At 44.5% G+C, this 19,747-nt stretch carries 20 protein-coding genes; 13 read left to right on the forward strand and 7 right to left on the reverse strand.

The window, feature by feature from the left end:
- Nucleotides 1-2 precede the first annotated feature (2 nt).
- The gene (locus tag J4N23_RS06100) at nucleotides 3-1,022 is read right to left on the reverse strand and encodes a rod shape-determining protein (RefSeq protein WP_207426138.1); all 1,020 of its coding nucleotides are present in this window, start codon (nucleotides 1,020-1,022) and stop codon (nucleotides 3-5) included.
- Nucleotides 1,023-1,200: 178 nt separating this feature from the next.
- Entirely contained in the window at nucleotides 1,201-2,133 is a 933-nt protein-coding gene (locus J4N23_RS06105; RefSeq protein ID WP_207426139.1) for a DUF2167 domain-containing protein, read from the reverse strand.
- A gap of 390 nt (nucleotides 2,134-2,523) precedes the next feature.
- Between J4N23_RS06105 and J4N23_RS06110 the strand changes: the two genes are divergently transcribed.
- The 8 genes from J4N23_RS06110 to J4N23_RS06145 all read left to right on the forward strand — a co-directional run bounded on the left by J4N23_RS06110 (nucleotide 2,524) and on the right by J4N23_RS06145 (nucleotide 10,616).
- Complete coding sequence (locus tag J4N23_RS06110) at nucleotides 2,524-3,963, forward strand: serine/threonine-protein kinase (protein ID WP_207426140.1); 1,440 nt, start codon at nucleotides 2,524-2,526, stop codon at nucleotides 3,961-3,963.
- An 84-nt stretch (nucleotides 3,964-4,047) separates the two neighbouring features.
- The gene (locus J4N23_RS06115; RefSeq protein WP_207426141.1) at nucleotides 4,048-5,229 is read left to right on the forward strand and encodes an alpha-hydroxy acid oxidase; all 1,182 of its coding nucleotides are present in this window, start codon (nucleotides 4,048-4,050) and stop codon (nucleotides 5,227-5,229) included.
- A gap of 125 nt (nucleotides 5,230-5,354) precedes the next feature.
- A complete protein-coding gene (locus J4N23_RS06120; RefSeq protein WP_207426142.1) occupies nucleotides 5,355-6,314 on the forward strand; it encodes a TIGR03885 family FMN-dependent LLM class oxidoreductase in 960 nt (319 codons plus the stop codon).
- A gap of 408 nt (nucleotides 6,315-6,722) precedes the next feature.
- Entirely contained in the window at nucleotides 6,723-7,103 is a 381-nt protein-coding gene (locus J4N23_RS06125) for a two-component system response regulator (protein ID WP_207426143.1), read from the forward strand.
- An 80-nt stretch (nucleotides 7,104-7,183) separates the two neighbouring features.
- The gene (locus J4N23_RS06130; RefSeq protein WP_207426144.1) at nucleotides 7,184-7,708 is read left to right on the forward strand and encodes an SRPBCC domain-containing protein; all 525 of its coding nucleotides are present in this window, start codon (nucleotides 7,184-7,186) and stop codon (nucleotides 7,706-7,708) included.
- Between the two features lie 148 nt (nucleotides 7,709-7,856).
- Nucleotides 7,857-9,044, forward strand: coding sequence for a DUF418 domain-containing protein (locus J4N23_RS06135; protein ID WP_207426145.1), 1,188 nt, complete (start codon nucleotides 7,857-7,859; stop codon nucleotides 9,042-9,044).
- Between the two features lie 76 nt (nucleotides 9,045-9,120).
- Nucleotides 9,121-10,041 (forward strand): DMT family transporter, encoded by a 921-nt coding sequence (locus J4N23_RS06140; protein WP_207426146.1) that lies wholly within the window; start codon nucleotides 9,121-9,123, stop codon nucleotides 10,039-10,041.
- Between the two features lie 134 nt (nucleotides 10,042-10,175).
- The gene (locus J4N23_RS06145; protein WP_207426147.1) at nucleotides 10,176-10,616 is read left to right on the forward strand and encodes a hypothetical protein; all 441 of its coding nucleotides are present in this window, start codon (nucleotides 10,176-10,178) and stop codon (nucleotides 10,614-10,616) included.
- Here J4N23_RS06145 and J4N23_RS06150 read toward each other — a convergent pair.
- Complete coding sequence (locus tag J4N23_RS06150) at nucleotides 10,608-10,979, reverse strand: STAS/SEC14 domain-containing protein (protein ID WP_207426148.1); 372 nt, start codon at nucleotides 10,977-10,979, stop codon at nucleotides 10,608-10,610. The two genes, J4N23_RS06145 and J4N23_RS06150, sit on opposite strands and share 9 nt — an antisense overlap.
- Nucleotides 10,980-11,411: 432 nt before the next feature.
- Between J4N23_RS06150 and J4N23_RS06155 the strand changes: the two genes are divergently transcribed.
- From J4N23_RS06155 to galK, 3 genes are all read left to right on the forward strand, one after another.
- Nucleotides 11,412-13,211, forward strand: a complete 1,800-nt coding sequence (locus tag J4N23_RS06155) for an ATP-binding protein (RefSeq protein WP_207426149.1) — start codon at nucleotides 11,412-11,414, stop codon at nucleotides 13,209-13,211.
- A 63-nt stretch (nucleotides 13,212-13,274) separates the two neighbouring features.
- On the forward strand, nucleotides 13,275-13,535 hold the full coding sequence (locus J4N23_RS06160; RefSeq protein WP_207426150.1) for a hypothetical protein: 261 nt from the start codon (nucleotides 13,275-13,277) through the stop codon (nucleotides 13,533-13,535).
- A 228-nt stretch (nucleotides 13,536-13,763) separates the two neighbouring features.
- The gene (galK, locus tag J4N23_RS06165) at nucleotides 13,764-14,918 is read left to right on the forward strand and encodes a galactokinase (protein ID WP_207426151.1); all 1,155 of its coding nucleotides are present in this window, start codon (nucleotides 13,764-13,766) and stop codon (nucleotides 14,916-14,918) included.
- 50 nt (nucleotides 14,919-14,968) lie between these two features.
- Here galK and J4N23_RS06170 read toward each other — a convergent pair whose 3' ends face one another.
- The 4 genes from J4N23_RS06170 to J4N23_RS06185 form a co-directional block, all read right to left on the reverse strand.
- Nucleotides 14,969-16,483, reverse strand: a complete 1,515-nt coding sequence (locus tag J4N23_RS06170; protein ID WP_207426152.1) for a CHASE3 domain-containing protein — start codon at nucleotides 16,481-16,483, stop codon at nucleotides 14,969-14,971.
- Between the two features lie 148 nt (nucleotides 16,484-16,631).
- A complete protein-coding gene (locus tag J4N23_RS06175) occupies nucleotides 16,632-16,928 on the reverse strand; it encodes a Dabb family protein (RefSeq protein ID WP_207426153.1) in 297 nt (98 codons plus the stop codon).
- Between the two features lie 108 nt (nucleotides 16,929-17,036).
- A complete protein-coding gene (locus J4N23_RS06180) occupies nucleotides 17,037-17,399 on the reverse strand; it encodes a glyoxalase (RefSeq protein ID WP_207426154.1) in 363 nt (120 codons plus the stop codon).
- Nucleotides 17,400-17,405: 6 nt separating this feature from the next.
- A complete protein-coding gene (locus tag J4N23_RS06185; protein ID WP_207426155.1) occupies nucleotides 17,406-17,903 on the reverse strand; it encodes a DUF1579 domain-containing protein in 498 nt (165 codons plus the stop codon).
- A 101-nt stretch (nucleotides 17,904-18,004) separates the two neighbouring features.
- Here J4N23_RS06185 and J4N23_RS06190 point away from each other — a divergent pair, with 101 nt between their 5' ends.
- Together J4N23_RS06190 and wrbA are read left to right on the forward strand one after the other, a co-directional pair.
- A complete protein-coding gene (locus J4N23_RS06190) occupies nucleotides 18,005-18,997 on the forward strand; it encodes a GlxA family transcriptional regulator (protein WP_207426156.1) in 993 nt (330 codons plus the stop codon).
- A 74-nt stretch (nucleotides 18,998-19,071) separates the two neighbouring features.
- Nucleotides 19,072-19,695: an NAD(P)H:quinone oxidoreductase gene (gene wrbA / locus J4N23_RS06195; RefSeq protein ID WP_207426157.1), complete on the forward strand. Its 624-nt coding sequence runs from the start codon at nucleotides 19,072-19,074 to the stop codon at nucleotides 19,693-19,695.
- Nucleotides 19,696-19,747: the final 52 nt, after the last annotated feature.

Raw genomic sequence — 19,747 nt, forward strand, 5'->3', positions numbered from 1 at the left:
CATTACTTCATCAAAAAGGTGTAATTATCAATATTTTTTAATGCAATATTGGTTCCCCGTGCTACTGCTCTCAGCGGATCATCAGCTATCCGTACTGGAAGCTTGGTTTTGGAAGATATACGCCGGTCGAGGCCTCTTAACATCGCCCCTCCACCCGTTAGGTAAATGCCGGTTTGATAAATATCTGCCGAAAGTTCCGGCGGCGTAATTTCAAGTGCTTTTAGCACAGCTTCTTCAATTTTAGATATCGACTTGTCAAGGCAATGGGCGATTTCTGTATATGAAACCGTGATCTGTTTTGGCGTCCCGGTCATTAAGTCTCTACCTTGAACTGCAAAATCTGCGGGTGGGTCAGCAAGCTCAGGCATGGCCGCACCGATCTCCATTTTAATACGCTCTGCAGTACGTTCGCCAATCATAATGTTATGCTGGCGGCGAATGTAATTGGTAATATCTGCATCAAAGGTGTTGCCAGCAATACGCAGAGATTGATCAGACACAATACCAGAAAGTGTCACTACGGCTATTTCTGTAGTTCCTCCGCCAATATCTATAATCATGTTGCCTACAGGCTGCTCTACGTCGATACCAATACCAATAGCGGCTGCAAGCGGTTCTGGAATAAGGTACACATCCTTTGCACCCGCAATTTCCGCCGAATCTCTTACTGCTCTTTTTTCAACTTCCGTAATGCCCGAAGGGACGCAAATAACCATCCTCAAAGATGACATGGAACGGCGCCCATTGTTCATCATCCCGATCATGCCGCGGAGCATATGCTCTGCCGCACTGAAGTCGGCTATTACTCCATCTTTCAGTGGCCTTGATGTCCTGATGTTTTCGTGTGTTTTACCTTCCATCTGCATAGCCTGCCGCCCTACTGCCAAAACTTTATTAGTGGTTCGGTCGAAGGCAATAATTGAAGGTTCGTCTACCACAACTGTGTCGTTGTGCATTATAAGTGTATTGGCCGTGCCAAGATCGATTGCAATTTCTTTGGTTAGAAAATTAAAAAGGCCCATATTTTAAATAGGATAAATGCTTCCGTTTTACCCTCCTAATACGGATATCGGAAGAAAAAGGTGTGCAAAATTTATTTTTTTAACGACTTACCTATGTAAAGTCGCGCTAAAATAGAAAAAGGGAAGCCAGCAGGCTTCCCTTTTTTTAAACTTAATTGCACGTTAATATTTCAGCCGGTTAAGAAACTTTTTCTTCTTCTGATGACGGATTTTCGACCTCAGTTACAGCCATTTCTTCTTCTTTTTCTTCTTTTCTTCCGGTAATTCGTCTCCAGATAGGGCCTGCTACTGCTGCCAGTCCAATCAAAATGAATTTCCAGAATTTGAAAAGCATCACCAGAATGCCTGTTTTAGCCAACACTTTTCCGGCGACCAAGCCGCCAATAGTCCAGGTTGCTACCTCGTCCAGATCCGGATTGAAGTCGGCGTACGTAAAACCCTCTTCAAATTGTACTATGTTCAATACTTGTGGAACGTCTTTCTGCACCTGGGCCAAATTTCCCATGGATGCGATGGCGTTTAGTACCAGCACTCCCTTTCGTCCAAGCACCCGAATATTGTAATTTAATGTGTTTTCAGTCGCCTTACCGAATTTAGCCTCCTTAGCCCAATGTAGTATCTTCCTGTCCTTGTCATAAAACGGCTTCGCCGCCCAGCCAACAATGGTTACGGGTTCGTATCCGGCTTTTTCACGCTCCTTATTTTCTTCTTTCGTTTCCTCCTGGATCTCTTTCAGCAGTTCATCGTAGTCTATATCATCTGCATCATCATCCTTTACATAACCAATTTCATCGTACTGGATGTTAAATACATAACCCCCGGCGTCAAGAATGTTCTGATCCTCCCTGAGAAGTAGTCCCAGAGTCAAGTTTTCACCTTTAGGGTTTCCCCAATAGTCAGTCAGTACCTTCTCTGCCTGTACTGGTTCAAGGTATTTGAATCCTTTGGGTACAGAAATACTTCCAATGCCGTTACCTAGCTTAATAACTCCATACTGGTACTTGAAAGACTTCTCAACAGAATCAACAAACTTTTGATCTGTGTCTTCTTGCTGGGCCAGAACAGTTTGATGAATAAGGAATGCGAGGAATAAGAGTAAGATTTTTTTCATTGTGATTTGGCTTGGTGGGTTTAAAAATAATTGTATATCAAATCTACATGATACACGCAATAATTAAAATAGTGGCGATATTTTTTTTCGCGACTTAAGACTCGTTTTTTCTCCCTGCTTCTTGTCGGAACTGCCTCTGTTTCTATGTGGGAATCTGAAAGTACCCCGGTAGGGGGGGGCGGTCTACCGTCTGCAGGTGAGTGCTTCATCTGTTTTTTCGCTTTTGAAAAATGTCTAGGGAAAGAAGATGATGAATTACTGAAATCTTTGGCCCGATATTGGTTTTATAGAGGAAGACAGCCTGGCCTGTCGCACAAAACACTTAGATAACACCTTTCTTTTTTAAGATTACTTAACTAGTTGAGAGGACTCATTAGAACTTATGCTATTATGAGCAGAATATTTACAATAACAGAAGGCCTGGAAAATATGGGGGCGCTGAAAACCGGAGGGCAGGGTTCTGTTTACAAAGGAAAAAGAATTGGAGAGATTATTACGGCAGTAAAATTATTGCCCACGCCTATTCATAGGGAAGATAATGACGACAAGAACTTCAGGGATTTTCAGAACGAGGTTGCCAAACTTAAAAAGGTAAACGAACTGCCCAATCCCAATGTCGTAAAGATTTTAAGCTCAGGGATTACCGAGAGTGGAGGACTTCCTTTTATCGAAATGGAATTCATTGAGGGGCCGGACCTCGAAGAGCTGCTAAAGCCGCCTCATGATCCTGTTTTCACTGTTCCGGAAGTCATAAAAGTGGCGAGCCATCTCTCAAATGCGCTTGCCCATTGCCATCGGGTAGCTGTAAAACATGGCGACGTGAAAAGCAACAATGTGAAGTTCAATGTCCACACGGGTAATTATATGCTTCTGGATTTTGGCTTGGCAATTATGTCGGATGAGCAAAGGAGAACAAGCTTGAGACAGGCGGGAGCTATTGAGTTTATGGCGCCTGAACAGAATCAGGGGGAAATGTTCTTCCAAACAGATGTGTATAGCTTTGGAGTAGTTCTGTTTGAACTTCTTGCAGGAGTTGTTCCTTTTCCGCTGGCCGACAACGGTGAAACGTCTCGGAATAACGTGATGGTATCGCACCTCGAGGCTCCCGTGCCTGACGTGCTCGAGTTGAGGAGGAAGCACCTGCCCGAAAACTGGTCGGAAGAGCGAAAACAAAAAGAAATGCAGGTGCCTGAATGGCTGGTCCAGCTGGTTAACAAATGTCTCGAAAAAAAGCCGGAAAATCGCTTTGCGGATGGCATGCAACTGCAGGAGGCCATTCTCTTCAATAGTCTTCAACCTCTGACGACAGCTACAAGAAACGCCGAAGAGCTTGCCGTGATTAAAAAAGAAAATGAACATCTGCGGGCGCTGCTGCTGCAGCAAAAAAGAGGAAGGCGCGAAGCAGCACCAACCGAACGTAGTGCTGGTGGATGGGCAGGTAATTTAGCGTATTACAAGAATAAATTTGCGGGCCTAAATGTCGGAGCTCAAGTGGCCATTGGAGTGGTACTGCTCTTTCTGATTGTGTCAGGCTTTTCCAGGATATCAGGCAGCAGAGCGGATGCCGCCTTTGTAGCTGATACGGCGCTCTTGAATGCTGAAAACAGAAGCTTGAGAGACTCTTTGAAATATTTAAATGCGCAGCGGCTGGAAGACTCTGTCCGGGCAGCGCAAGCGCTTGCCGAAGCAAGGGAAGCTGAGGCGAAAAGAGTACAGGCATTGTACGCCGGTAACGATCGTGAAAAAGACTGGGAGAAGGATCGCGAGAAGCAAAGGCAAAAACGTAAAGAAAAATTAAAAAAGTTTTTCGAGGTTCGATTTGAGCGCTAGTGCAAATTGTTACAGAATTCTGTTCCCTGGTTCCCATGCTTGTCCCGGGAAAATTTCTAACTTTAGGGGTTTAGCCCTGGGAAAATGAAATTATCAAGGAGAAAAATGTTGATCTCTACCAGTTCTCTGGTAGCCGGATCTCTCTTACCTGAAAAGCTGCTGGCCAAGCCGGAAAGCATCAATGACACAGCTGCGTCTATTCTTACAGCTGATCCCTCTCCGGATTTGTCTCAAGCTGTTAATTTGTACGATATCGAACAGCTCGCGAAAGCGCGGATAGGCAAAATGGCCTATGATTTTATTGACAGCGGGGCAGCAGACGAAATTACGGTAAAGTGGAACAGGGAGTCGTTCGACAAGATCCGCCTGAAGCCGAGAGTACTTACAGACGTAAGTAAGTTAGACACTTCCGTGGATCTTTTTGGAGAAAAGCTTCCGTACCCCATCCTGATCGCGCCCTCTGCCTATCATCGTATTATACACCCTGATGGAGAAATAGCGACGGCAAAAGGAGCCCGAGCAGCACAGGCGCTCTATGTGGTCAGTTCCAACACCACCACACCTATTGAAGAGATCCGAGAATCCTCAGATGGTCCCCTATGGTTCCAATTATACATTTGGGACGACCGTGAGAAAACGAAAGAGTTGATTTTTAAGGTGATTGAAAACGGAGTGACAGCTATTTGCGTAACCGTTGACACGCCGATCAACGGGAGTCGTGACCGGCAAATCAAGTCGAAGTTTGCTTTGCCAAGCGACGTTCACGCACCCTATCTTTCTGACCGTGCCATGGCTCGTGGTGGTAAGATTCCTCAAACCCTTAAACCCCTCACCTGGAAAGATATCGAGTGGCTTAAATCGTTTACCAAAGTGCCTGTGGTACTTAAAGGTATTCTTAACCCTGACGACGCAGAGCTTGCTATTCAGTCGGGCGCCTCCGGTATTATCGTTTCTAACCACGGAGGTCGTAATCTGGATACCCTTCCAGCAACAGCGGAGGTGATGCCTTTTATTGCAGATAAAGTGAAGGGGCGTGTTCCACTACTGATGGACGGTGGGATCAGAAGGGGAACCGACGTGGTAAAAGCCTTAGCGATGGGAGCAAATGCGGTTTTGGTTGGTCGCCCGCCTTGCTACGGTTTGGGTGCTGGTGGCGCTGACGGTGTCACAAAAGTGATGAATATGTTGAGAAACGAGTTAGAGATCGCCATGCGCCTCTGCGGGAAACCTACCCTAAAAAGTATAGACAGGTCAGTTTTATTTTAAGCGAACGATGAATTGCCAGTTTTAAGCGAGCGATGAATTGCGAGTGTTAGATGGAGGTCAGTCGTTACAAATACCCTTCTTTTAAATTTTTCAAACAGAAGCCGCTCTGATTTTGTCAGCTATGCATGGCAGAGATAGGATACCAGGCATCGCACGAACAGTTTGCGCCTTCTGAGTTGTTAAAATTGGTAGATCTGGCTGAAAAAGCGGGTTTTCAGGCAATAAATTCTTCTGATCATTTCCATCCCTGGAGCGAGCGACAGGGACACAGCGGCTTTTCCTTCGCCTGGCTCGGGGCTGCTATGCGAAATAGCTCTGTGCCCTATGGGGTAGTCTGTGCTCCCGGTCAGCGATATCATCCTGCCATCGTCGCGCAGGCGGCAGCTACGCTTGCTGAAATGTTTCCCAACCGGTTTTGGGTGGCTTTGGGAAGCGGGGAAGCGCTCAATGAAAAGATTACCGGTCAGGTTTGGCCACCTAAGGAAATTAGAAATCAGCGACTGCTAGAGTGTGTTACGGTGATGCGCCGGTTGCTGGCAGGTGAAACAGTGAGCCACCGTGGCCTGGTGGAGGTCGAAAATGCCAGACTATACTCCCTTCCTCCTGTGTCGCCATTGCTTATTGGAGCTGCCGTGACGAAAGAGACAGCAGCATGGGCAGGCTCATGGGCCGACGGCCTGATCACCATATCCAAGCCTATAGAAGAATTACGTGAAGTGGTTAAAGCTTTCAGAGACAATGGGGGGGAAGGAAAACCTATGTACCTGAAAGTACAGTTATCTTATGCCCATACCGAAGAAGAAGCGCTGATGGGCGCTTTCGACCAGTGGAAGACTAACATCTTTCAGGGCACGGTGCTGGCAGATCTACCTACTGTGGCTCACTTCGACGCAGCAGGAGAGTTTGTGAAACCGGAGGATTTGTTTGGAAAAGTGAATATATCTGCAAGCCCGGAAAAGCACACCCAATGGATTAAGGAGTATGAAAGTTTAGGTTTTCAAAAAATTATATTGCATAACGTGAACCGCGAGCAGGAGTTGTTTATAAAAGACTTTGGCGAAAAAGTATTGCCAGCTCTTAGATAGCACAAGTAGAATTACCGGTTCACCACGGTAAATACAAGAGGTAAGTCCGGTAATTCCAACTCGTACCGATGTGATGGATGTGGTGATAGAAGAGACCGAACGACCTCCGCTTATGGATGGGAAGCAAATGACGTTGGGTGGCTTTCGCAGTCTGGAGTAGCGTTGGGCCTTTGCGGATGCATTAGCGTTCATGGAAAGGATCGGCAAAGAGAATATATACCACCGGTTCATGCCCTTAACAGGATGTGTAAAATTGGCCTTGCAGCCATGCCGCAGGTACAGCTCATACACCTATTGACAAGGGTAATATCATGATGGAAGTGCCGTATTTCTACGGATCAATTCCCGTAGTTCATCCCGTATCGAGGAGGATATCAATCTGTACCTTTGTATAATCATAACTATCTAATGAAAAAAAGAATTTTGGTGATCGATGATGATCAGGGTATTTTAGAGGCTGTTGGAGAAATTCTTGATTTTGCCGGATTTGACGTGGCAAAACTTCCCAATTGTGAACAGATGTTTGAAACGATAGCCGTTTTCAAACCTGATCTTGTGCTTATCGATTATTTGTTGTCGGACATCAACGGGGGCGAATTCTGTCATCTCATCAAATCCAACGAGACAACAGCCGCTATACCCGTTATAATGATGTCGGCGTATCCCAAAGTTTTCCTTTCATTGGGAAATTATAATTGTGATCTGTTTATTGCTAAACCTTTCGATCTGGACGATCTTATTCTAAAAGTTAATACCTGTCTTGCCGGCGCTTTACAAAGGGCAGTGTAATTTTTTTTTGTGTATTTAAGATGATGTTTTAGGGTAACAATTGCTCCAACTTGCTTGTTACCCTTCAAACATCTAATACTATGGAAACAAATCAAAAAAACAGTCTGGAGGTATCCAAGAATTTTTCGGTGCAGAGAGAGAGGTTGTTTAAAGCCTGGACCACAGAAGAGGACTTGAAACAATGGTGGAAACCGCTGGGTAGCACGCTGGAAGAGCTCAGGGATGACCAGAAAGAAGGTGGCACCGTTCGCTACAGGTTTTCAAGAAGTGGGGGCGAGGAGTTTGTGATTGAAGGTACTTACCAGGAAGTTCAGCCAAACGAGCGCCTTGTCTACAGCTGGAACTGGAATCTCCCGGAAGTGAACACCGATGAAAGCAAATACACGCTACAGGTTGAGTTTGTCGATGACGAAGGAGGTAGTTCGATCAGGATAACTCAAAGTGGCTTTAGTTCAGAGGAAGCGTCGCAGCCGCATCTGGATGGCTGGAACCAGGGGCTGGATAGCCTCAAAAAACATTTGGAAGGTAACTCCGAAGGAACTGCAGAGGCAGCCGAAGTGCCGGGGTATAACGAAGCTCCCCAGCAGCAAAAAGTAGGAGAGTAGCAGTCCCAAAAGCAGCTGTTATTCGATTTACTCAACAGCTGCTTTTGTTTTTTCATCCTTCTGATCACGTCTAATCAAAACTACTGCTACCTTAGCTAAAAATTATAAACTAAGTCTTAACTTGTCTTCAATATCCCGAAGAGAATTTATGACGAATACCGAGCCTGCTTCCCGAATCGATCTGGTCGACTCCTTACGCGCCTTTGCAGTTCTTGCTATCATGCTGCTGCATAACATCGAACATTTTGACTTTTACTATTTGCCAAAAGATTTGCCGCCGGTAATTAAGAGCGTGGATAGCGTAGTGTGGGATACGCTATTTTTTCTTTTTGCGGGTAAGGCCTATGGAATATTTGCGTTGCTTTTCGGCTTTACTTTTTATCTACAAATTAGTAATCAGAGAAGTAAGGGTGTTGACTTCCGGTTAAGGTTTATGTGGAGACTCTTTCTTTTGCTCATTTTCGGTTTCATCAATACGATGTTTTACGAGGGAGACATCCTTTCGTTCTATGCCGTTTTGGGAATTGCACTCGTCCCCATGTCGAATATGAGTGACCGAACGCTGCTCGTAACTGCATTAGTGCTTCTCTTTCAGCCTTTTCTAGTTGGCAAAGCAATTTATATATTTACTCATCCAGCCTATCAGCCTGATCCTAACCTCTCGGACCCTTATTTTGCTAAAATTGCCACCTACCTTGCCGAAGGATCTTTTTTCACTGTGCTAAGGGAAAATATCTTGAATGGGAAGCCCGGTGTTTTCTTTTGGTTCTGGGAGAATGGCAGATTTTTACAAACTCCTGCACTGTTTATGATAGGGGTAGTATTGGGAAGGCAACAAAGGTTTTGTCTCCACTTGCAGCATAGCCGATTCTGGTTGAAAGTGCTGGTCTTTTCACTGATCGCTTTTGTCCCTCTCTACCTTTTGAGGGAGTCGGTAAATGATATGGTCGAACTGAAGGCATTGGCCCGCACTCTTCGCCTCCTTTTCAGACTATGGTCCAACATAGCATTTATGTTTTTTCTGGTAGCACTCTTTGTGTTGCTCTACTCTTTTACACGCTTTAAAAACGCTGTAAGTGTGCTCAACCCGGTAGGGAGGATGAGTCTCACGAACTATATCATGCAGTCTATCCTTGGCTCGTTTGTTTACTACGGTTTTGGACTCGGTATGTACCAATACACGGGCGCCACCTATGCCCTGTTTATAGGAATAGCTCTGTTTATCCTCCAACTTGTTTTTTGCCGTTGGTGGCTGAGCCGCTACAAACAGGGCCCCCTCGAACATTTATGGAGCAAGGCAACCTGGATAAAAACCAAGGTTCGCCCATCGCAATAGAAAGATGAGCTTTTTAGAAACATAAACTAACTTCTCGTCTCAGGCTTGTACCTTTGCACTTTCTAAAATACGTGCATTGAAATATCTATTTACGGGTCTGGTATTTTCGGTTTTGTGGGCTTCGGCCTCTGTAGCTACAAAAGTTGGTGTTCAGGTTGCTCCTCCGCTTATTCTGGCTAATATTCGGTTTTTCATTGCGGGTGGAGTCCTCCTCGGCTATTCTTATCTGTCAAAAAAAAATCCCGATTACCGATTACCTACTAAAAGCGAATGGAAACAGTTGTCGATATTCGGGTTGCTCAACACTACTTTATACCTCGGCCTATATGTTTTTGCGATGGAAAAAACGGCAGCCGGAATTGGCAGTCTCGCTGTTTCTACAAATCCTTTAATTATTGTGATCCTTTCGGCTGTTTATCTGGGCAGAAAGCCTTCGGTGAGCGAGCTTTTTGCTATCGCTTTAGGCATGGCCGGAATAGCAGTAGCCTCATGGCCGCTTGTTGCAAATAGTTATAGTACTATAGACGGAATTGTGCTGTTGATGGGAAGTATGATTGTAGTTTCTTGCGCGAGCGTTTATTACGCTTCCGTAAATTGGCGACTGCCTAATCTTCTTATAAATGGTTGGCAAGTGTTACTAGGAGGAGTGTTTCTGTTACCCGTGACTCTTTTTACAAGTAACTATCACGCAGTAACCTATAATACCTCTTTTTTCTTCTCTGTGCTGTGGTTGAGTCTGGCAGTTTCTGTTGTGGGCCTCATCTGCTGGTTTTATTTACTTCGCATTGATACTGTAAAAGCATCGCTATGGCTGTTCTTGTGTCCTTTTTTTGGTTTCTTTTTTGCCTGGTGGCTGATGGAAGAGCCCATCACCATCTACACGATACTGGGAACGTTAATGGTAATAGCAGCGTTGTATCTGGGGCAGCGTTATAAGATTCGCGGGAGGAGCTCGGGCAGGGGTATTCCTTTGTCAGAAAAAGCAACAGCCGGGTAAACGAGATAGATTGATCTGCTAGCGGAGTAGGACAGGAGACGAAGATCGAAGCAAGCAGAAACCCTAGGTAACCGTTTTTTTTAAAAGCAAGCAGGAAGCGCAATTTTTGGACTGGCCTTTGCCCGGATTAACGCATGAAAGTTCCAGGGATATTAAGTTCGGCGGTTATGGCTACTTCCTGTATGACGACTTTTAGCTACGCCTGCTCTGCTATATGTAAAGAAAACATGCGCGAGCCTCTGCTGTTGGCAGGGTTCATAAAAGGATGGGGACCGAATGTGACTTCCGAAAACTCGAAGGCTATCGGATGGACAGGTCATTATACCATGGGAGCTGGCTGGGCCTTTGTTTTATACAGGGCGCTTGTTAGTCCTTCATCTCGGAAGGTAACTTTAAAGCCGCTCGCGAGTACGCTAAGTGGCCTGGTAGCGGTGCTGATTTGGCATCAACTCTTCCTCTCCATCCCCAATAAATCAAAGACAGATAAGCGAATTTTCTATCCGCACCTGATACTGGCTCACTGGGTTTATACCTACTCTCTGGCTTACTCCCTTAAACGCTGCAAGCTAGTTTAACGGTGCCGAGACCCACTCTCTGGCAACGTCTATATCCTGGAGCCTATAAGTCCTGATTTCACCATGTACAAGAGGGCTTAGCAGATCGTAGGCTTTCCTTAGCCAGGTCTCATTGGTCACGATAGCCATCCTGTTCCACTTACTAAAATGCTTAAAGCTAATCTTCAGGTAGTCAAAAAAGGCAGCGAGGCTGTAGTTATCCATGTCTGTTTCGAGGTAAACCAGGAAATTTATATGACCGAATTCTGCAGCTACTTCGTCTACCCGCGACATCACCAGCGCCCGGTACTCTTCCTTGCTTACTGCGCCCGATGCTTTGTAGGCTGCAACATGAGGAGGGAAATCTGTTAGTAACTCTACCATAGAGTAGTAATTTTTAAAGTGCAGCATTGTTTGCGCCTTTCTGATTTTACCCTTTGTTGCAAAACTTACAAGAATCCGACTACCTTTGTCGCAGTCCTGAAATTTCACAAAACCTAAAGATAGATTTTCTAATGTATCAGATCAAAATCATAGAAAAGAAACGGTCAATACAGCCACTGGAGGCCCTTGTAAATGATTGGTTATCCGCTAACCGGGTAAATTTAGTCAGTATCAATTATAACGGAGATAGCGTCCTGATTCTTTATAAAGTTTAAGAGGAATTACCTTTTGGGGACTTTTGTTGGCTGAAGGAGCATTCTATTGATGTTTTTGTGTTGATTTTGGAAGTACCTGTTTTTGCTGATTTTATAAAAAAAAGCGTTGCTTTTGGTGTGATTTGTTATACTTCTGCTAACTTTGATATGCAAATTGATGCAGAATATCGTTTTTTTGAAATACTATAAACAAATACTAGATAGGATTGCGGCGAGGGAAACTGATCCTTTGAATCAGGCCCGCGTAAAGGTGCTCTGCTATGGATTAACCGCCAATCTTGCTTTGACATCTATCGCAACCCTGCTTTATTTCATCCAGGGGCCACCACTTCAATTCTTTCGAGGTCTTATCGCTTTTGCTATCGCAGTAGTGTCGGTGTACTTGGTATACCATTTCCCTGTATGGCGCAAGGTATCTCATTTCATCTGCATCGTATTAAGTCTGGTAGTGTGGTCTAACCTGTTGGTTTACGTCAAAGGCACTAACATCCCTACTCTTCAATTCGCCTTTCTTGTTGTCGTATTTTCATTTTATGTGCTGGGACAGAAGTGGGGGCTTATTTACTCCCTATTGAATATCCTACCCATAGTCGCTTACACTGTTCTTGATGGGAAGCATTATTTTTTCAGCAACATTCCTGCACAACCCATATCACAACCGGCATATGTGTTTGTCGTTACTTATAATTTCCTCCTAATAGTTTTTCTACACTACCATTTTTTTAAGACGTTCAACCAGAATATTCTCCATGTAACCAAAGCTAAAAATGACCTCAGTTCTATGAACAAGGTTTTACAGCAGGCTATGAAGGAGTTAGAAAAGACTTCAAAAGCCAAGATGGACTTTCTTTCGACAATGTCGCATGAGTTGCGCACGCCATTAAACGGAGTGATTGGCTTGTCGAATATTATGCTAATGGAAAATCCGCGGGAGGACCAGAAAGAGAACTTGTCGGTACTCAAGTTTTCTGCTGAAAATCTGCTCTCACTAATAAATGATATCCTGGATTTGAATAAGCTGGAGTCCGGTAAAACCGAGTTAGAAAAAATTCCTGTCGATCTGACGGACCTGCTGCAAAAAATCACGGCCAGCTTGCAGCTTAAAGCAACTGAAAAAGGACTCGTCTTCGAGCTTGTTGTCGATAAGTTTTTGGAGAATAAAATCGTTAACAGCGACCCCACGCGTATCACACAGGTCTTAATCAACCTTATAAATAATGCTATCAAGTTTACCGAAACTGGAAGCGTGAAGGCTTGTCTAGAGGTAGTTGATCACTCCAAGGAGTTGCTAACCGTTCGGTTCTCTGTTACGGATACAGGAATTGGGATCCCGCCCGAGAAACAGGCAGACATATTTGAACCATTCACTCAAGCGTCCAAAAGTACCACCAGACAATTTGGAGGGACGGGGCTCGGCCTCGCCATCGTGAAAAAAATTCTCCTGATGTTTAACACTAGTATACACCTGGAGAGTATTCCCGGAATGGGTACGAAGTTTTGGTTTGATATCCAATTCGCCTACTCCGAAAGGGAAGCGAAAAGGCGATCAGAGGCGCCGGCTATTCAAAATGAGCTACAAGGGTTAAAGGTGCTCGTTGCTGAAGATAACCTTGTAAATGTAATGGTGATTAAGAAAATCCTTTCGCATTGGGACATCAATCCTAAAATAGCGGAAAATGGAGCTGTGGCTATCCATTTGTTGAAAGCAGAGGACTTTGATGTGGTGTTGATGGATTTACATATGCCGGAAATGGACGGGTACGAGGCCAGTAAACGCATTCGCCAACTTCAGGATCCTGCAAAATCAAGTGTGCCTATTATTGCCCTTACTGCCTCAGTAAGCAATGCTGTCGACCGTAAAGTATTGGATGCAGGAATGGATGGTTACCTTTCCAAGCCGTTTAACCCCGATGATCTTTACGATAAACTGATACGACTTACTGCTTCCGAACAATAGCCGTTTGTAATTCCTTAAAACAATAGTCGCAGCTGTAGCATTTTCAATAGAAAAATGCCTACTATGAATGCTTTAGAAAATAACACAACACCTGATCCGGAGAATCAGGAAAATACAAGCGACCAGCCGGTACACGACAATACCATCGATAACAGCAATAGAAGCGCTAACCAGGATGATGGTGATTCGGACATAGATAGATATAATCAGGCCACGAGGGCATCAGAAGCTTCTTTTACCCTAGAGCCTGAAAAAGGTTTGACTCCCGACCCTGACACGCTAAACAGCGGCGACGAAAAGGAGGAGAACAACATCAAGAAATAGCTTTTCATTTATTGGTTTTATTGCAAGAGGGGCTTTCGGAGCAGTTTCGGGCCCTTCTTATTCAGTCCCCCTGTCGGATTTCCGCACAATCGCCCCTGACTACTTTTCCACACGCCTTTCTTATCTAATTCCCTCTGATTATATTTGGTTATTCCTAAAAAAAGAAAAGGGGCTTTGAGTTTGGTTTCTGAAAACCAGAAAGCCTATACCAAATCATAATTAAACTCGATGGGAAAGCTTGAAAAGATTGCCGACAAGTTCCGGCAACTGCACAATTCCGAACCGGTGCTCGTGCGGGCTCCAGGTAGAATTAACCTAATTGGCGAACACACAGACTACAACCTGGGATCTGTCCTTCCGGGCGCCATTGACAAATGTATTTATATGGCCATAGGTACCCGGTCTGATAACCAGATCAATGTATACGCTGCGGATTATAGTGATCACATTGTAACAGTGGTAGATCCTTTGGAGAAGGCCTGGAAACTCTGGCCTAATTACGTGTTAGGTGTTATCAACGAAGTGAAGAAGCTGGGCGTTCAAGTGCCTGGTTTGAACATTGTTTTAGGTGGCGACATTCCCCTGGCTGCCGGACTCTCATCTTCAGCTGCTATTACTGTAGCAACTACCGTTTCACTAAATTATGTGCTCGATCTGGGTTTCTCTAAATTAGAAATGGCGCAAATTGCTCAAAAAGCAGAACACAATTTCGTTGGCGTTCAATGTGGTCTGATGGATCAGTACGCGAGCCTGTTTGGTAAAAAGGGGCACGTAATTAAACTTGATTGTAACACTAATCAACATGAATACATCCCTTTTGAAACCACTGAGGTAAAAGTTGTACTTTTTGATACAGGCGTTAAACATCACCTGGTTTCTTCAGCTTACAACGAGCGTAGGGAACAATGTCAGCGGGGGGTAGAGTTGGTGAAGGCTCACCATCCTGAAATTATCGGTTTGCCCGATATTACCGAGGAAATGTTATATAAATACGTGAAACCAGAAAGTGAGCTCTTGTTCAGACGTTGCTTATACGTGGTACAAGAGATAGAACGCTTGAAAGGGGCTTGTGAGGATCTCGTGAAAAACGATTTTGAGTCGCTGGGTGGAAAAATGTTTGAAACCCATGCAGGGCTGAAAGATATGTACGAAGTGAGCTGCGAGGAATGCGACTTTTTAGTGGACACCGTAAAAGCAAGTATGAATGTGCTTGGTGCAAGAATGATGGGTGCTGGTTTTGGGGGCTGTACCATTAATCTCATTTATTCAGATGCGGTAGATAAAGTAACAGAGTCGGTGAAGCAGGCTTACAAAGAGAAGTTTGGAAAGGACCTGAAAGTATATCTCACCTCCATAGAGGACGGAGCGGAAGTGCTGAAATAGATCTGTAAATACTCCTTCCGGAACGGCTTCATCCACTCCGGAAGGCTTTTTCACTTCTGCGCAGCGGGAAGTGTAAACCAAAAAGTAGAGCCGCGCCCTTCATTACTAATCACACCAATACTGCCTCCATGTTTTTCTACGATCCCTTTAGAAATATATAAGCCGAGCCCCATTCCCCCATAGTTTTGAGACGATTCTTCTACTCGAAAATACCGTTCAAACACCAGTGGTAATTTTTCTTTTGGTATTCCTATACCAAAATCCCGTACAGAGACCCTCACGAAGGGGCCGGTCTGCTTTACCTCCACGATGATCTTGTGACTGCCGGGGGAGTATTTTATCGCATTAGATATCAGATTGACAAGGACCTGTTCGATTCGTAGCTTATCTGCTTCCACAAATAAATCGGGTTCTCCTTCTAAAACTAGTTCATGTGTTTTTATGCTGTAAAAGATTTCATCCGCTACTTCCAGAACCGCTTCTCTCATACTAAAAACGATCTTTGATAGGGCAAGTTGCCCCTCATTAATACGAGCTACGTCCAGTAAATCTTTAATTATGTTTGTTAGGCGGTTAGTCTGCTCATTTGCCTTAGCAATAAAAGGGTAGACCTTTTTTCCCTCTTCAGATTCTAATTTTGCGCGTCCAATGAATTGAAGATAGGCTTTTATGCTTGTAAGCGGGGTTTTTAACTCGTGAGCGGCAATGCTGATGAAATCATCTTTCTTGATCATCAGCTCCTTTATTGCGTTAAAAGAATATTCAAGCGATATAGCCATGCTATTCAGATTAGTGGCTAGGTTTCCTAGTATGTCGCTTTGTTTTTCATTCAGGCGCACAGAGTAGTCACCCGCCGCCACACGGTCGGCCACTCCTTGAATTATTTTAAGCCGTCGCTCTGTCTCTATCGACTTTCGCTGAAGGTCCCGATGTAGCTTCGTATTCTTGTAGTAGACGATTTTTAACTCTCTGCAGAAGTAATAGGTAACTAAAATGCTGACCAGTGTGATAAAAACGATGAGGAATGGAGTCAGCGAGGAAAGCGTCTGCCATTGTTTCGTTCGTCGTGCCAGCAATCTTCGTTCTTCGCGCTGCATTTCTTTAACAAGCGATCGGGCCTCGTCCATGATCTTTTTGCCTTTAGTAACTGATGACAGCGCCACCTGTTTTCCTTCCCTTTTTAGTCTAACCTGCCTTGTTAGAGCCATGTATCTGTCGCTTATGGTGTTGCTCAGGCGGGAGAGTGCCTCCTGCTGAGTAGCGTTGTCTCGGGTAAGAAGGACCAGCTCCCTGTGGGTTTTTGCAGTCCGCTCATATGAGCCCACGTAGGGTTCAAGCGTTTCCGGGTCGCCGGTAATAATATATCCTCTTACCCCGGTTTCAGCGTCCTTCAAATTCGAGATCAATAGCTCCAGCTTTTCAAGTACCCGCTCCGTGTGATTGACCCAAACCGCCTTTCTATTTGACTGGTAAATAGTAATATAGGAAGCAAGCGACACCGTCAATAGTAGGAGCGTAGTTAAAACAAATGCACGGTGCAGATTTTTTATAAAAGATCCTTTCATTATTTTTTTTAAGGAGAGCGCTATTGAAGTAACAGCGGGAAAAGGTTCTGGTTCTAGAGTAGATAAACTTCTAGTATTAAGCTAAAGGTAAAGGTTAGGCTGAAATCTGTCCCATGCTAGCTACCTGGCCCGGGACAGATTTCCGGAATTACACGGCGTCGTAAATTACAACTTTTTCGAAAAGTCCTCTGAACTCATCTAAAAACGCTTTGTGTACCGGGTGCACCTGGTACACGTCGTGCCCTGCCAAATCATCAAAAATTATTAAAAGAGAAAAAGTGTAGCTAGTATCGACTACTGCCCGGCTTATCGGAGCCGGAGTTCCAATATACATTGACTTTACAGTTTCAACTTTCTCCAGTGATTCTAAACCAGCTCTGAAAGCCTGTTTTTCCTGTTCTGTAGTTTCCGGCTTAAGCCAGAATAGCACGTGATGGGTAAGCATGTTTCTAGAATAATTAATAGCTAAAGCACGCAATATTATTAAAAAAATGCTATCTCGGGCTATTTCTACCGCACAAAGTCGGATTTTTATTTTCAGGTTCCACTAGCCTTAACTATTTAAAATAAAAACTGTCCCGGCAGGATCCATTATCCAATGCGCTCCCTCGGGAATTTTTTCAAGTTCATCACATGTTGATACTTCATGTGAGCTAAGATATTCCGTAGCTTCGTTAACGTCGGATGTTTTCAGTTCCAGCCATGTCTCCGAATGAGTGTAGTTATCCACGCAATCAAGCCAAAGGGTAGTAGCTCCGAAATTAACCTGGTGGGTGCGCGAGACGGTAGGATGTTCAATCGGTTTTTCTTGTACTTCCAGCTTCAAAATCTTCTTGTAGAAGTGAACGGTTTCTTCATATTTACTTTTGGGGATTTTAACAGCGATGTTTAATCCTCCTTCAAATTTTATGTCCATATGGAGTTAGGCTTCTAGAATTCTTTTGTAAACAGTTTCGGTTGCTTTTGCCTCCTCTCCGGAAGGGCTGATGTTAAACATAGTAATATAAAGTTCATCTTCCGATCTCAAATCAATTTCTGTTCTCCATCCCCATCTCTCTGACATTTCACGACTACCATAGCTTCCAGTAACAGCGAAAGATTTTTCCTGATGCGGCCCCTCCGAAAACATAATACCAGTCCCCATATGAAAGCTGTCTATCCATGCGGACTGAAACTTGTTGTTCTGGAGGTCATACCCGAAAATAGCGAGTCCCTCTAATGCTTTTCCACTCATACTTCCTTTATACTCATGAAGAACAAAGCGTCCATCTAAAATTAAACTGATGGTTCCGCTCGCCGGCGATTCATCAGCGAGTACATCGGGCTCAAACCACACTTTAGTAATACCTGTCCATTTTCCCACGAGCGAAGCTAATTGTTTATGTTCGCCTGATGATTTTGAAGTTTCAAACTTTTCCATGGTAAAAGGTAGTAAACAAAAAGTGTTTTAAAGCAGGGAGGAACAGCCATAAATTATGGCCCTTTAAGACAAAGTTCTTATCTTGTTATCAAATTTGCACTATGATCCACTTAGCACTCTTACTAACCAAAAAACATCGCTTGCTCAGTTTGGCTGCAGCTCTGGATGTGTTTGAAACCGTAAATACCTTTTACGAGAAGAGTCATGGACGCTCCTTTTTTCGAATTAGCTTGCTGCACGGGCGTGATTGTACAACTTCGTCCCAGTATAGCGGCTATATCTCCCAATGTATAGATGAAGCAGACAAGCAGGATTTAATATTTGTACCCGCCTTCGGTAGTGATCCGCAGGTTGCAGTTCAGGAAAATCTTGAATTTATTCCCTGGCTGCAGCAGCAGTACGCATTGGGTGTTGAAATCGGCAGTTTTTGTACCGGTGCATTTTTGCTCGCCGCCAGTGGCTTGCTTGATGATAAGATAGCGACCACTCATATTGATGCAAGTCTGGCCTTAGCAAGTTGTTTCCCCTCCGTACGGGTTCAGGCCCATGCGGTGGTCACTTATGATGCAGGGTTGTATACTAGCGGTGGCGCTACCAGCAGCTTCCACCTGATGCTCTACGTAATCGAAAAATACTGCGGCCGCGAGATGGCTGTAAGAGTTGCAAAGCTGTTTGCTATCGATATGGATCGAGACAAGCAACTTTATTTCGGTTCATTTATTCCAGCCCAGGAGCATGGTGATAAAATCGTACTGCAGGCTCAGCGCCAGATTGAAAGCAATTTTGATAAGCTGGAAACCATCGAGGAAATCGTTCATAATATCCCTTCCAGCAGAAGAAATATCGTCAGACGGTTTAAACAGGTTACGGGAATAACACCTATAGAATACCTGCAAAAGGTGAGAGTGGAGGCAGCAAAGAAGCTGCTCGAACTAACCGACAAAACAATATTGGAAGTGATGTTGATGTCGGGCTATAACGACATGAAGGCCTTTCGCGAGATGTTTAAGAAAAGTGTGGGTATGACGCCAAAAGCTTATCGCGACAAATTCCAACTCGCGCGCGCCCCTGTTCTTCAGCAGACGCTTGGGTAGCTATTCGGCCAAATTTTCCAAACACCAGCCTGTGCTGCCTGTTGCTTTGCTATACAAACTTTTGAAGGAAACCTATGGAAAAAGTAAAATTAGCAATTGTCTACTACAGCGCTACCGGCACTAATTACCAGCTATCTCAGTGGGCAGCTGAAGCAGCCCGGGAGTTTGGTGCAGAAGTTAAAGTGTTAAAGATTCCTGAACTGGCACCACAGCAAGCAATCGAAGCAAATCCTGCCTGGAAAGAACATTACGAAGCTACGAAGAACGATCCGGAAGTCTCGTTGGATGACCTTGACTGGGCGGACGCCTACATCTTTAGTTTCCCTACCAGGTATGGCAATCTGCCGTCACAACTCAAACAATTTATTGATACAACGGGCGGCCTGTGGTTCCAGGGCAAATTAGCGAATAAGGTAGTTAGTGCTATGACAAGCGCACAAAATCCTCATGGGGGACAAGAAAGTACTTTATTGGCATTTTACGTCACGATGTTCCACTGGGGCGCTATCATTGCGGCTCCTGGCTACACATCTAACGTGATTTACGGTGCTGGAGGAAATCCTTACGGGACTAGTGTGAGTGCTAATGGTCAGGGTTTTCAGGAGGGGACACGGGAAGCGGTATTCCATCAAGCACAAAGAACGGTTCAGGTAGCAAAATGGATAAAACAGGGTAAGGCAGGTGATCAGCCAGTATAAAAAGTTTCACCTACACAGAAGAGGCTCGGTGTAAAACGATCGTTTTGCCGCG

This window comes from Pedobacter sp. SYSU D00535 (genome assembly GCF_017355855.1).
Taxonomy (GTDB): Bacteria; Bacteroidota; Bacteroidia; order Sphingobacteriales; family Sphingobacteriaceae; genus Desertivirga.